Raw genomic sequence first — 13,066 nt, forward strand, 5'->3', positions numbered from 1 at the left:
ACAAATGAGAAACCTTGGCATAGGTCTTGTATCCGACAAAGGGCACTAGGGAGGGGGAAGAACTTCAACAGTTCTGTCATAAACCTTGGATAACGTAGCCGCTCACGAACGGGGAGAGAGCGCTGAAATGAACGCCGAAGTGAACGTAGTCAGCGAGCGGACGTTGCATCCCATGGCCGTTAACGGCGAATCGCTCCAGATTGTCGCGCACTGGTTGAAGTCCAATGGAACGCGTCAGATCAGGCAACCTGATCCGCGCCGGATGATGATCGAGCGTTACCCCGCTGGCCTGTTCAGCGAGGCCGAACTGGATGCGTTGTGGGCTGTGATGGAGGGATAAGAAGAACAACAGGGATTGGTCAAAGCGCTGCCGGGATGGCGGCGCTTTTTTATGCACGATTATTTTGTACGCACCCACTCAATGTGGGAGCGAGCCTGCTCGCGAATGCGGTGGATCAGTTAACAACGATGTCGACTGACCCGACGCTTTCGCGAGCAGGCTCGCTCCCACAGGGATGTGTGTGAAATCAGAAACTGTAGGTGCCGGTCATCACGACGCTGCGCGGTGCGCCCGGTTGGATTTGATACTGGCTGGTCGCCGATGCGTAGTAATCACGATCGGTGATGTTGTTCAGCGCCGCGCGCAAATCCCAATCCTTGAAGCGGTAACCGAGCAGCGCATCCCAGCGGCCATAACCCGGCAACACGGTGGTGTTGGCGTTATCGGCATAGCGTTGGCCAACCAGGGTCAGACCGGTTTCGCCATACCAGCCCATCTCCGGTTTCCAGGTCAGGAACAGGCTGCCGTTGCGTTTGGCGACGTTGTTGATGCGTTTGCCTTCCAGACCGTTGTTGTCCTTCTCGATGGTCGCATCCTGCACACCGACACCACCGCGCATGTACCAGTTGCCGACGATGTTGCCAGTGGCCGTCAACTCGATCCCGCGCGAGCGCTGCAGCCCGGACATTACGGTCAGGGTCGGGTCGTTTGGATCGGTGGTGCGGCGGTTGTAGAGTTCCAGGTCATAGATCGCCAGCGTGGTGCTCAAGCGATCGTCGAACCAGTCGCTCTTCACGCCGATTTCTTTCTGCTTGGTCAGCTCGGGACTGAGATCGTTGGTGTTGCCGGCCGCACCCGGGGTGATGCCGATCAAGCCACCGCCCACTGGCGAAAACGTCTTCGACCACGAAGCGTAGAACGAATGGTTCTGCAACGGCGTCCAGACCAGGCCCACACGCGGGCTGGTGCTGTGGCTGTCGCGATCTTCAGAAATGTTGCGCAGCTTGTTGGTCGACTCGATATCGAAGGTGTCGTAGCGCAGGCCGCCGAGCAGTTGCCACTGATCGTTCAGGCGCAGTTGATCCTGCACGTAGACCGCACGGCTCTCGACTTCAGTGTGGCTGCTGCTCGAGACCTGCATGCTGCCGGTGTGGTGCAGATCGCGATTCGGGTTGTACAGGTCGAGCGACGGCACAGGCTGAGCGCCCGGGGTTCTGCCGGTGGCGGCGTTATACAGCGTCGGATCGCGGCGCTGGCTGCCGATCTCGATCCCAGTGAGCAGGCGATGCTCAAGGCCGAAGGTATCGAATCCGCCTTCCAGTTCAACGTTGTTGTAGACGTTGCGGGTGGTCAGATCCTGCTGCCAGTGCTGGCGCGTGACCTTGTTGGTCGCCGGCGTGTAACCGGTGAGGTAGGTGTTGTCGAAATCGCTGTCGAGCTTGAACACGCCGAGGGTCTGGCGCAGTTGCCAGTTGTCGTTGATTTCGTAAGTGAGTTTCGAGCGCAGCGATTGCGACTTGTCATCGATGAAGTCGTGATCGTTGCCATAGGTCGTGTCGCGCCCGACATCCGCCGGGCGTCCGTTGACGCCGGGGATGCCACGATCCGGGGTGCGGTTGTAGCGGCTGTATTCGTACTGCACCAGCCAGTTCAGGTCCGGCGTCAGTTGCCAGCTCATCGACGGCGCGAACAGTTGGCGGTTGCCGCTGACGCCGTCGCGGAAGCTGTTTTCATCCATGTTGCCCATGTTCAGGCGCAGGCTGATGTTTTCGCTCGGATCAGTGCTGAGGTCGGCGTAAAGGCTGCGCAAATCTTCGCTGCCAGCCTGGGCCTCGATGGTCGAGCGACGGCCGAATTCCGGCATCTTGCTCACGCGGTTGACGATCCCGCCCTGACTGCCACGGCCGTACAGCACGGCGGCCGGGCCTTTGAGCACTTCGACGCGTTCGATGTTGTGCAGGTCGCGCTTGTATTGGCTGTCGTCGCGGATGCCGTCCAGATAGAAATCGTTGCTGGCATCAAAGCCGCGAATACGCAGGCTGTCGAAGCGGGTGTCGGCGCTGCTGCTGACGTTGGGCATGCCGCTCAAGGCGTCGGCGATGTCATTGGTGCCGTAGTTGGCGACGTTCGAAGTCTTGATCGAATCGATCGCCTGCGGCACATAGCGCACGGGCGTCGAGGTGCGGGTCGCGGTGCTGCTGAGCTTTACCCGCGGGTCATCGGCTTGCGCTTCGGCGCTGATCGCGGTGGCGGGTAACTCGGTCGCCGAATAGGCAAAACCACTGGACAGAAAAGCAGAAAGCCCAAGGGTGACGGGCGTAAGACGGAACGGGGCAGGCATTGAAAAGCGCATCCGAGAGGGTGGAGGAATTCGATCGCGCGAATGGTAATGCTTTGCATTTACTTCCGTTAATTATTCCTTATAAGTTCCCTGGTCTGATTGTTTCAATTTGTGTCCAGTTCGACACAATCTGACCGACCAGACAATTCGACCGATTCGCGAAACAGACTGAAAGCCATTCCGGCGTTTTTCTGCACGGGTGCGAGGACTAATCTGCCGCCATCGATTTTCCTGACTTGCTGCCGGAGCTTTCCCATGATTCTTCATTACATCTACGACCCGCTGTGTGGCTGGTGTTATGGCGCCAAGCCGCTGGTTGAAGCCGCGCAACAGGTGTTGCCGGTGATTGCCCATGCCGGGGGCATGATGAGTGGCGCCAATCGCCAGCGCGTTTCTCCACAACTGCGCGATTACGTCATGCCCCACGACCGACGCATTGCCGAATACACCGGCCAGCCTTTTGGCGAGGCGTATTTCGACGGTTTACTGCGCGATCACTCAGCGGTGTTCGATTCGACGCCACCGATTGCGGCGGTCATGGCGGCCGAAGCCATCGACCGAGGCGGTCTGCGCATGTTGGGGCGCTTGCAGACCGCGCACTATGTGGAAGGGCGACGCATTGCTGATTCCGCCGTGCTGTTGGAGTTGGCGATACAGATTGGCTATGCGCAGGAAGATTTCCACATTGCGTTTGAGTCCGTTGATAGCGAGGGGCATATAAAAGCCAGTCGCCAGTTTTTGGCTCAATTGAGCGGCCAGGGTTTTCCAACGATTGCTCTGGAGCAGAAAGGCACATTCCAATTGGTCGACATCAGTCCCTGGCTGGGCAAGCCGCAGGCATTTGCCGATTGGTTGAAACAGGCAATCGTCCTCGATGAGCCAGGCGAAGTCTCTGCACTGTGTGCGATCGATGGTTGTGCGTGACGCACCGGATTCACTGGCTGTGTGCATTTCCCAGCAAGGAGTCAGCGCAAAATTTACGTTTCTTAGACGATTTTTACCTATTTAAAGACGATTCTTGAAATTGACACATTGTTCAGGGCGCGGCTACGATTCGGCCCAACGCCTGTGGCCAACCGCCATGACTCAAAATAAGGAGCAGGCCCGCCATCACGTTCTCGTGGGCGGGCCTTTTTGTTTCGGGGTGAATAAAAGAGTGCAAAAGCGCCGTTTCCGCCGTTCGACACAGCGCGTTTCAACCCGTAATAAGGAAAACAAAATGTTGAACAAGCGAATCAGTCTGATCGCACTGGGGATGTTGAGCGCCACTCAGGCCATGGCTAACGACCAGGCCGAGTCCAAGGGTTTTGTTGAAGACAGCAGCCTCAAAGTGCTGCTGCGCAATGCTTACATCAATCGTGATTACAAAGATGGTCGTCCGGACAAAGCCGAGTGGGGCCAAGCGGCCATCGGTACGTTCTCGTCCGGTTTCACCCAAGGCACCGTGGGTGTCGGTGTTGACGCTTTCGGTCTGTACGCACTGCGTCTGGACGGTGGTGAAGGTCGCACCGGCGCGCAAGGTATCGACTTTTTCAAGCAAGCTGATCATGCGCCTGGCGGCAGTGATAAAGCGGCCAATGACCTGTCCAAGGGCGGTGCAGCCGTCAAATTCCGTATTTCCAATACGGTGCTGACCTACGGCGACCAAATGCCGGCCTTGCCGGTACTCAGCTACGACAACTCGCGTCTGTTGCCGGAGAGCTACACCGGTACGTTGATCACTTCCAAAGAGATCAAAGGCCTGGAGCTGAACGCCGGTCGTTTCACCGCTGAATCGCGCAAGAGCGCTGAAGGCCGTGACAGCGGTGGTCTGAAGTCGATCAACGTATTGGGCGGTAGCTACCAGTTCACCGAGAACTTCAAAGGCGCGTTGTACGCTTCCGACGTCGAAGACGTATTGAAGAAACAATACGTTAATGCCAACTACGTGCTGCCGTTCAACAAGGATCAGTCGCTGACCCTGGACTTCAACGGCTACCGCACCAAGCTGGATAGCTCGTACGTTCGCGAAAACACCGTTCCGGGCGAAAGCATCGTGACCGGTCGCGACAACAAGATCTGGAGCCTGGCTGCAACGTTCGCCACTGGCCCGCACTCGTTCACCGTGGCGCACCAACGCTCCACCGGCGACAGCAACCTGGGCTACGCCTACGGCGGCTACCAGAAAGAACAGGGTCGTGTCGGCGACGGCGGCAACACGATTTACCTGGCCAACTCCTACTGGTCCGACTTCAACGCTGAAGACGAACGTAGCTGGCAATTGGGCTACGGCCTCGATTTCGGCGCATTCGGCGTCCCGGGCCTGAGCTACAACTTTGCCTACGTGCGTGGCGACAACATCACCACGTCTACCAGCGAAGGCGGCACCGAGCGGGAAATCTTCAACCAGTTCAAGTACGTCGTGCAAAGCGGCCCGGCCAAAGACCTGAGCGTGAAGTTGCGCAGCTCGATCCTGCGCGTGTCGCAGAAATCCAGCGAGTACAACGTCAGCGGCAACGAGCTGCGTGTGTTCGTGGATTACCCGATCAATATCTTCTGATGCCTGATCAAGTGTAAGAAACATGAGAAAAACCCCGACTGGTTCGGGGTTTTTTTTCGACGGTTTTTCGATGAAAACCGGAAAAAAACCGTGTTTTTGTCATGTAAAAGTTGTTTTCAGGTGACTGCAAACGCCGTTTCAAACAGGGCTTTAAATGCCTGAAATTCTTTCTCATGGACGCAAATTCTCCACCTAATAGATTAGGCCGCTCAACGCAGCGGAGAATTTGGTAATGATCGTTTTGAACAGAGAAGTGGGCGAATCGCTACGGCGCGACAAATATGTCAACGTCCAGGGTGGTGACTTCAATCTCTACGGTCATTTTGCCGACTTCGTCAGACTGACCAAAAGTTGGGAAAACATGGAGCCTGACAGCTACTACGGTCAGGCCGAAGCCGGCATGCGTTACCGTCGTTACAGCGACTTTGAGTACAACCCCAAGACGCGCGAGCTGAAGCAACTCGAGCATCGCGCCTACGTGCAGTCGAAAGAGAACAACGCCTATGTCGGCGGCCTGGTGCGGCACTTCCAGGATTTCTCCGACGAAGTGATTACTTCGCCGGTAATGCGCAGCCTGATCGACACCGATTTTGAAGTGTACAAAAGCGTACTGCCGGAAGAGCTGCACGATGAAATCTGGCAGTGCCAGATCCACCAGATCCGCATCGAGATCAAACCCGGCAAACAACTGGAAATCACCCCTGAAGGCATTCACTGCGACGGCTATCCATTCAGCGGTGTGCACTTCTGGGGCCGCAACAATGTCGAGGGCGCGGAGAGTCGTCTGTACGACATCCACGAGCATCAACTGGCGTCGACTACCTACCAGGAAATTCTCGACACCACTTACTTCCTCGACCGCGACATGCGCCACTACGTGACACCAGCGCGCAACAATCACACCCATGCCATGGCGTATCGGCAGATTCTGGCGATTTCCTTCTCGCGGCCCGGGACCGCTTTCGACATTGTTCGCTAATCAGATCACCCCAATCGACGGCGTCGAGTGCTCGACGCCGGTGGTGCTGCGACGCGCCACGGCCAAGGATGCGCAGCGCATGGAGCGCTTCTTCCGCCAGTTCGACGAAGTGTCCTTCTGCGAATGGCAGGACGCCAAGTGCCTGCGCGGCGTGCTGATCCAGAAAACCACCACGTCCTATCTCGCCTTCGACGTCGCTGGCGAAATCGTCGGCGCGGTGCTCGGTGGCATGCTCGGCAGTCGCGGCACCATCAACCACTTGGCCGTCAGCCCGCGCTATCGCAGCCAAGGCGTCGGTCAACGACTGGTTGAAGCGGCGTCGTCGGACATGAAACGCGTCGGTGTGTTACGGATGTTTCTGTTCGTCGACGATGCTAACCTCGCGGGCAAGCGTTTTTGGACTGCCCAGGGTTTTTGCGAGCCCCACGGCGAACGGACATTTGAGAGGGATCTATGAATGAAACGTCCGGCAGTGCGCCGTTGATGGTCAACCATCAGCCGTCGCGCACGTTTGCCGAAGCCAGCCCGGTGGTCGCCGGCTATTTCACGGTGTCATTCGTGTTCGGGTTGATGGCCGTCAACGCCGGGTTGCCGATGTGGCTGCCAGTGGCGATGTGTTTGTTCGTATATGCCGGCGCTTCGCAATTCGCCGCGCTGGCGCTGATCTCCAGCGGCGCCTCGCTGACCACTATCGTACTGACCACTTTCCTGATCAACGCGCGGCACATGTTGATGTCGGTTTACATGGCCAAGGCTCTGCGCGCACTCGGCTTGAGCCGCATGGAGCGCTGGGCTTACGCCGGTGGCCTGACGGACGAATCCTTCGCGTTCCATAGCGTCAAACTCGGCACTGGCGCACCGGTCAACGTGCGTTATCTGATCGGCTTCAACTTGTTCTGCCACACCTCGTGGGTGCTTGGCGGTTTGCTCGGCGCGGTCTGCGCGCAGTACGCGGCGCACCTGATCAAGTATCAGCTCGACTACGCCCTGACGGCGATGATGCTCTACGTGCTGGTGTCGCTGTGCAACACCCGCAACAAACTCATCGCCGCTGCGGCCGCTGTGCTGTGCATGGGCGCGTTGAGTCTGGTCGGCAGCTCGCCGTTCAATGTGTTTATCGCCACGTTTGTGGGCTGCGGAGTGGGTGTATGCCTGACCAAACGTTCCTGATTCTGGTGGTCGCGCTGATGATGGCCGTGACCTTCCTGCCACGCGCCCTGCCACTGCAAGTCAATACCGAGCACTGGCCGCCGTCCGTTGCGCGGGCGCTGGAATACCTGCCGGTGGCGATCGTCGCTGCGATCAGCCTGACTCCCTTGTTGATCAAGGATCAGCACATACAGCTCGATCGCCCGGAATTCTATGCCGCAATTCCGACGTTGTTATGTGCGTATTTCAGCAAAAACCTCTTTCTCAGTGTGGCGGTTGGGACGGCTGCGTACATTGCGCTCGGCTCGTTCATGTAGCGGCAGATCGACGACGTCGCTCAGCGCCTGGCTCGACAACTCCGGATTGTTCACCGCCAGGCGAACTTCGAGGAAATCCTCGAACCCGGGGAAAATCGTCAGACCGTTCTTCTGCGCGGCCTCACGGGAGACCATGCCGACCGCGTCCATCTGCGTGATCAGCGACAGCGTCAACGTTTCACTGCACGAATAGACCATGCGCTGGCCGTTCTCGTGATTGCCCAGCCCGGCGTCGAGAAAACGCAGAAAGCTGTGGGAATACGGACAATCTTCCGCAGGACGTACCTGAAACTTGTTGCCCAGCAAGGTCAGTGGATCATTTTCTTGACCGCAATGCGCGCCGACCACCTGCACCTGCACATCGGGTAAGACAATGCTCGGCAAACCCGGCCGCTGCGGGCCGATCAGCACCGCGAGGTCAAAGTCTTCGTTCTTCAGCTTGCTGAGGTTTTCCATCGACTCGGCGTAGCTGAATTCCATCTGATAATCGGGAAACACCTCGATCAGGCGTCCGATCATTCGCCGGTTGAAGTCCGGCGACAGGGTGTTGTTCAACGCAACCTTCAACGTGCGCTGGCCCGGCACTTTCAATGCCTCGACTTTCTCTTCCATCTGTCGCGTGGCAATCAGCACTTTGTCCATATACGGCGTCAGCTCAGTGCCTTGCGGCGTCAGCGTCAGCCCCTTGTTGGAACGTCGAAACAAGCGGAAACCGAACTGCTCTTCGACCTTGTTCAACTGCGCGGCCAACGCCTGCACAGTCAGGCACGAATGCTCGGCTGCGGCCGACAAAGAGCCGGTCTGCACGATGCGCATGAGGTTGCGTAAGGTTCTGCTATCCATGGGTAATGCCCTCTGAAGTGGGCTGGGTATTGTTGTTTACGAGACTGCCGGTCAGGCGCCATATGCTGGCTATATTCCTGTACCTGAGCATAGTTGTCGCGGGTTTAGTAGCGAATCGATGTCCCCGCCGATGGCTGGAGGCTGACACAGGATCGGGGTTTTTGGTGACGTATGGGTGATGAAGGTCAAAAAAAGTGCCCGGATTGAAGGATCCGGGCACTTTTTTTCGTTTGGAATCTAAGAGCTGTGGTGATTTTTCCCACATTCGTTCGGCAGCAATCCTTCCCGATCCCAGAAGCGTCCGATTGCAAACGAGGATGTAGCTGATTTACCCCGCCGCCAAAACCCAGCGAAATATGGACTTGTTACTTCGAGGATTTTGTTAAGGCCGAATCCATTGGAATTAAGGATATTTCCGCCTAGCGAAGGCGCGACTGGGTGGGGTACCAATGAATTTGCCAGGAAAGCGCGCTACTCCCAATCAAACCAACTGGAAATCCCTTGGTTTACCGGACATACGCGATATAGAAGTGAGGTTATTGAATTCGAATGCTCGAGAAATTCCTGGTGCTACAAGTTTGGAATTGGCTTGGGAGCAGGTTGCGTTGGGGTTTGGGTTGTCGGAAGGCAAGAGTTATTCCGTTATACAAACGCCTTACGTCGCAGTCACTGTCAGACGCGAATATCTATTACATATCGTGGAAAAAAGGCCCAATGCGCGAGAGCGATTCACCGAGTTTGCATTGGATACCGTTCAGAATCCGTTGGAAATCTGGCAAATTTCCTACGATGACGGTTCGATACGACTGGCATTTATCGGTGCGTACAACACGAAATATCAGATGCTTGTGGTGATCCACGCTGACTATGGACACTCGCTCTGGAATTTCATGAACTGCGACAAGAAAGCCTTGAATAAGCATCGCCACGGGATGCTGGTGTATCAGCGTTTCCAAAGCGCCAAACAAAAAAAGCAGCCTGAAGAGGCTGCTTTTTCTGAGGTGGGCGCTTGATATTGTGCTCCCTCAAGCAGGGGAGAAGAGGTCTCACCCGAGCGCTGATATTCAGGTCATCAACGGGGTTCCTAACGCCGACTATTACCACCTGAAGGCAGTCGGTTTCGCGCTCTTGGGGCCGATTCTCTGTCAGGCGTATTGGCAAGTCAAACGGAAAATAGATAATAGGTGTCCGTATATGAAGAACTTTATTGGCTTGGTTCATATGTGTACTAATCTTGATGTGTCACATAACGAGTTGTTAACGATCTGATGCCTACTTCACCTCCAGCCCTCACCCCACGCGAACAACTCGACGCCCCCGAAGCCGGTCGCGTCGCGCTGAAGTTCTTCTTCAACCTCATGGAGCGCTGGGGCTGCAGCGCCGAGCAGCAACGCACACTACTCGGCGGCGTTGGCAACACCACTTTCTACAAATACAAACACCTGCCGAACGTACGTCTGCCCAATGACACGCTTGAGCGCATCTCTTACCTGATGGGTATTCACAAGGCGCTGAGTATCATCTTCAGCAACAGTCGCGACCGCGCCTACACGTGGGTCAGCAGCCCGAACACGGCGGCGCCGTTCAATGGGCAAACGGCGCTGGATTACATGCTGGCTGGGCGCGTGATCGATATCGCCGACGTTCGCCGCTACCTCGACGGGGTGCGCGGTTGAAAGTGCCTGATTTGGTGGATGTGCAATGGCCGCGAGCCTACCGGATCGTCAACAGCAGCTTCCCGCCGATTGCGCTGTTCGAAGATGTGCTCGATCCCGAAGACCTGGAAGTTGCCTACGCGATTGAAGCGCTGACCAATGATCGCCTGATCGAACAGGCCGGGGTTCTCGCCCGAGTGAGAACCGAAGACCGACTCTCCGGCCCCGGCTCGACTCCGGTGATGGCTGCGTTTACCCACATCGGCAAACGCAGTCGTTTCTGCGATGGCACCTTCGGCGTTTACTATGCTGCGAGCAGCCAAGCCGCGGCCATCTCCGAAACCTGTTATCACCAGGAACGATTTCTTGCGGCGACTCAGGAAGCGGATCTTGAGTTGACCATGCGGACTTACGTTAATCGGGTGGTTAAACCGTTACACGACATTCGTCACGATCACCCCGAGCTGCACAATCCGGATCCGAAGGCTTATGGGCCGTCTCAGCTATTCGCCCGTCAACTGCGCGAAACCGAGTCGTGGGGACTGCTCTACAACAGCGTTCGCCTACCGGGCCATGAATGTGTCGCCGCGTTTCGACCTCCAGCAGTATCGATTCCGAAGCAGGGCAAGCATTTGCGATATGTGTGGAGTGCGAGTCAGCAGAAAATTTCGTTTGTGCTTGAGATCAGTCAGGTCTGAAACGCAAAAGCCCTCGCATCGGCGAAGGCCTGACACCGGCGTTCACATCAACGGCTTGTCCGCGGCGGATCCATCACTTTCACGACATCATCGATCAGCGCTTTGCTCAATTCCTGCAAATACTGCGAGGCATAAGCGTGAAGATCAGGATCGCGCGAGACTGAAGTGTCCGCAGTGAGTAGTCGAGATATGTGAAGCAAGTGTGAGGCGTGGGAAAGGGCGGCGATTACCGGCACACCACGATTGGTGCGAAACATCGCTTGATTGGAGTGGAAGGAAAAGTGGGTGAGGCCGAGGGTTTTCAGATCTTGAGAGTTGGTCATTTCGCTTCACCTGCCGTTGAGATGAGCGGGCGTGAAGTGAGCGGTGTTGCTGACGGGCGGATTACGGATGGATCAATGGCTTTCATTTTTGAACTCCCTGTATCAAATGAGAGCTGCCATTTCGTTCTCAGGCGAAAGGGTGGCAGCTATGCGCAGGCTGAGAAACCGGAGATACAGGAACCCGGCAGACCCGAAGGTCTCCCACGCACAGCCGCCATTGCACGTGAATGCGGACACTAAAACAGCGTCGGCAATCGTGGTTTGGGGCGCTGGTGCGCCTGCATCTTACGCGGGTTCTCAGGCCCGGTCGCTGAATTGGCAGCGACGGGTTTGACGTTAGCTTGGGGAGTGTCAGGCGTGCAATCGTGGCCAGTAGTGGCTCTGCTTGGCTTCTCGTTACAGCAGATTTCTCAGGATTTCGCGCCATGCGTTTTTGTCGATCACGACTTATCCTTAGCCTTTCTTAAACAACAGAACGAGGAGATCAGCGTTGGTCGATGAACTGCAGGAATTCCAGCAGGACTTACTGGAGTCTGTACGTCAGATGAAGGCCGGTGAGGCCGCGCGCGTAACGCAGATGCTGCTCTCTGCGGCGGAGGAACAAAGCGTCGAGGCATCAAGCACTCTTGGATTGGGAAACCGGGTTGCCATTGACTCCGCCGGTTCAGTGCGCTGAGAACGCCGCTCATGCAATTCCACTTTTTATGGGCGCGCCCTAATTATTGCCATTTCATAGTTTGGCATAAACGCGGAAATTTGAGCGTTTTGCGCAAAAGCCGTGCTTTGTGGGAGAAGGGCGTCTGGCGATTAAATCGACTTGTGTGGAGGAGAGGCACTATTTCTACTGAAGTTGAAACGCTGCAAAAAATGTAAACCACCCAGAAACAACAAAGCCCCTGCATTTCTGCAGGGGCTTTGTTTTGTATGGTGCCGGCACCAGGAATCGAACCCGGGACCTACTGATTACAAGTCAGTTGCTCTACCATCTGAGCTATACCGGCGTTGTGGGCGACGATTATAGCGATTGGGTGGTTTCTGTAAACCCCTGAATTCAGACTATTTTTGTGGGAGGCCGGATCATGCCCGGCGCAGCACGTTGTGCAGTTTCTGCAGAGCACGCCAGGCGCGATTGTTCTGCATGGCGTGGAGTTGCGCTTCGGCGCGTTCAGCGCGTTGTGTGGCGGCGCTGATTTGGGCCAGGGCGTCGGCTTCGCTGGGGCTGACGGGGTGGGCGAAAGGGTGCCCCAGGCACAGCTGGAAGTTGTCGAGCTGGCAGGGCGGCATGTCGAAGGCCGGTTTGAGGTTCAGGTGTTCGTCGGCGAGAAAATAGCTATTGAGGCCGTCGAAGCAGACGTTCTGGTAGCCGGCGTCGGTGACCAGGTGTTCCCAGGTGTGGTCACGTTCGAACGGGGTTTCGATAAGGATAAGCCACGGGCGGAAGCGACTGAAGTCCATGCCGCGCAGCACGGTTTCTTCGTGGCCTTCGACGTCTATTTTGAGGAAATGGATGGGGCGGTCGGCGGCGTGTTCTTCGCAGATCGAGGTCAACGTGCGGGCCTTTACGGTCAGGCTCTGCACCTCCAGGCCACGCTCCTTGCGCTCTTGAGCGATCACCGGGTCGGCGGTGGACAGGCCGGTACCGGGAATGCCGTAGAAGGTGATTTCCCCGGGCGCATCGCTGGCGATGCATTGCAGAATGGTATCGCGTGGGCGTTGCTGGACCAGGGCGTCGTGGAAGCTTTGCATCGGTTCGATGTTGATGCCGCTCCAGCCGCGATCATAAAAGGCCTTCGTCACTGAATCATGGATTGGATCGTTGGCGCCGACGTCGATGTAGAAGCCGTTTTCAAAGAATTTGAGTGCGCGCCACAGGCGGATGTCTTCGAAATTCTGTGCATATGAAATGAACGTCACGGTCGCTCCCTGTCAGTGGTTTGTTCTT

The 13,066-nt window shown here is 56.6% G+C and carries 14 protein-coding genes, 1 tRNA gene and 1 pseudogene; 11 read left to right on the forward strand and 5 right to left on the reverse strand.

From position 1 onward, the window contains the following. Positions 1-127: 127 nt before the first annotated feature. The gene (locus CCX46_RS01440) at positions 128-340 is read left to right on the forward strand and encodes a hypothetical protein (protein WP_127925466.1); all 213 of its coding nucleotides are present in this window, start codon (positions 128-130) and stop codon (positions 338-340) included. Between the two features lie 187 nt (positions 341-527). Here CCX46_RS01440 and CCX46_RS01450 read toward each other — a convergent pair whose 3' ends face one another. Beyond that, positions 528-2,621: a TonB-dependent receptor gene (locus CCX46_RS01450; RefSeq protein ID WP_127925467.1), complete on the reverse strand. Its 2,094-nt coding sequence runs from the start codon at positions 2,619-2,621 to the stop codon at positions 528-530. A 255-nt stretch (positions 2,622-2,876) separates the two neighbouring features. Between CCX46_RS01450 and CCX46_RS01455 the strand changes: the two genes are divergently transcribed. The 6 genes from CCX46_RS01455 to CCX46_RS01480 all read left to right on the forward strand — a co-directional run bounded on the left by CCX46_RS01455 (position 2,877) and on the right by CCX46_RS01480 (position 7,605). Then, a complete protein-coding gene (locus tag CCX46_RS01455) occupies positions 2,877-3,545 on the forward strand; it encodes a DsbA family protein (RefSeq protein WP_127925468.1) in 669 nt (222 codons plus the stop codon). A 295-nt stretch (positions 3,546-3,840) separates the two neighbouring features. Beyond that, positions 3,841-5,160: an OprD family porin gene (locus tag CCX46_RS01460; RefSeq protein ID WP_038359882.1), complete on the forward strand. Its 1,320-nt coding sequence runs from the start codon at positions 3,841-3,843 to the stop codon at positions 5,158-5,160. A gap of 232 nt (positions 5,161-5,392) precedes the next feature. After that, a complete protein-coding gene (locus tag CCX46_RS01465; RefSeq protein ID WP_116029292.1) occupies positions 5,393-6,139 on the forward strand; it encodes a 2OG-Fe dioxygenase family protein in 747 nt (248 codons plus the stop codon). Between the two features lie 79 nt (positions 6,140-6,218). Continuing rightward, positions 6,219-6,596, forward strand: coding sequence for a GNAT family N-acetyltransferase (locus tag CCX46_RS01470; RefSeq protein WP_053116558.1), 378 nt, complete (start codon positions 6,219-6,221; stop codon positions 6,594-6,596). Next, positions 6,593-7,309, forward strand: coding sequence for an AzlC family ABC transporter permease (locus CCX46_RS01475; protein ID WP_038359884.1), 717 nt, complete (start codon positions 6,593-6,595; stop codon positions 7,307-7,309). The genes CCX46_RS01470 and CCX46_RS01475 overlap by 4 nt, the downstream gene beginning before the upstream one ends. Next, positions 7,288-7,605 (forward strand): AzlD domain-containing protein, encoded by a 318-nt coding sequence (locus CCX46_RS01480; protein WP_127925469.1) that lies wholly within the window; start codon positions 7,288-7,290, stop codon positions 7,603-7,605. The genes CCX46_RS01475 and CCX46_RS01480 overlap by 22 nt, the downstream gene beginning before the upstream one ends. Here the strand turns inward: CCX46_RS01480 and CCX46_RS01485 are convergent. Beyond that, entirely contained in the window at positions 7,522-8,448 is a 927-nt protein-coding gene (locus CCX46_RS01485; protein WP_008080520.1) for a LysR family transcriptional regulator, read from the reverse strand. The genes CCX46_RS01480 and CCX46_RS01485 overlap by 84 nt on opposite strands. A 449-nt stretch (positions 8,449-8,897) precedes the next feature. Between CCX46_RS01485 and CCX46_RS01490 the strand changes: the two genes are divergently transcribed. From CCX46_RS01490 to CCX46_RS01500, 3 genes are all read left to right on the forward strand, one after another. After that, positions 8,898-9,461 (forward strand): PBECR2 nuclease fold domain-containing protein, encoded by a 564-nt coding sequence (locus CCX46_RS01490; protein ID WP_158013171.1) that lies wholly within the window; start codon positions 8,898-8,900, stop codon positions 9,459-9,461. A 255-nt stretch (positions 9,462-9,716) separates the two neighbouring features. Beyond that, on the forward strand, positions 9,717-10,124 hold the full coding sequence (locus CCX46_RS01495) for an MbcA/ParS/Xre antitoxin family protein (protein ID WP_127925470.1): 408 nt from the start codon (positions 9,717-9,719) through the stop codon (positions 10,122-10,124). An 11-nt stretch (positions 10,125-10,135) separates the two neighbouring features. Further along, positions 10,136-10,801, forward strand: a complete 666-nt coding sequence (locus CCX46_RS01500; protein WP_127930342.1) for an RES family NAD+ phosphorylase — start codon at positions 10,136-10,138, stop codon at positions 10,799-10,801. A gap of 47 nt (positions 10,802-10,848) precedes the next feature. Here CCX46_RS01500 and CCX46_RS01505 read toward each other — a convergent pair whose 3' ends face one another. Then, positions 10,849-11,124, reverse strand: coding sequence for a DUF3077 domain-containing protein (locus tag CCX46_RS01505; protein ID WP_127925471.1), 276 nt, complete (start codon positions 11,122-11,124; stop codon positions 10,849-10,851). A gap of 490 nt (positions 11,125-11,614) precedes the next feature. On the opposite strand from CCX46_RS01505, the pseudogene CCX46_RS01510 reads away from it, so the two are divergent. Further along, a pseudogene (locus CCX46_RS01510) lies at positions 11,615-11,725 on the forward strand (helix-turn-helix domain-containing protein); the annotation flags it as partial. 324 nt (positions 11,726-12,049) lie between these two features. On the opposite strand, the gene CCX46_RS01515 reads toward CCX46_RS01510, so the two are convergent. Continuing rightward, positions 12,050-12,125 (reverse strand) — tRNA-Thr (locus CCX46_RS01515). Positions 12,126-12,201: 76 nt separating this feature from the next. Then, positions 12,202-13,038, reverse strand: a complete 837-nt coding sequence (locus tag CCX46_RS01520) for an FkbM family methyltransferase (protein ID WP_127925472.1) — start codon at positions 13,036-13,038, stop codon at positions 12,202-12,204. Between the last annotated feature and the right edge of the window lie 28 nt (positions 13,039-13,066).

This window comes from Pseudomonas sp. RU47, from assembly GCF_004011755.1.
Classification (GTDB): Bacteria; Pseudomonadota; Gammaproteobacteria; order Pseudomonadales; family Pseudomonadaceae; genus Aquipseudomonas.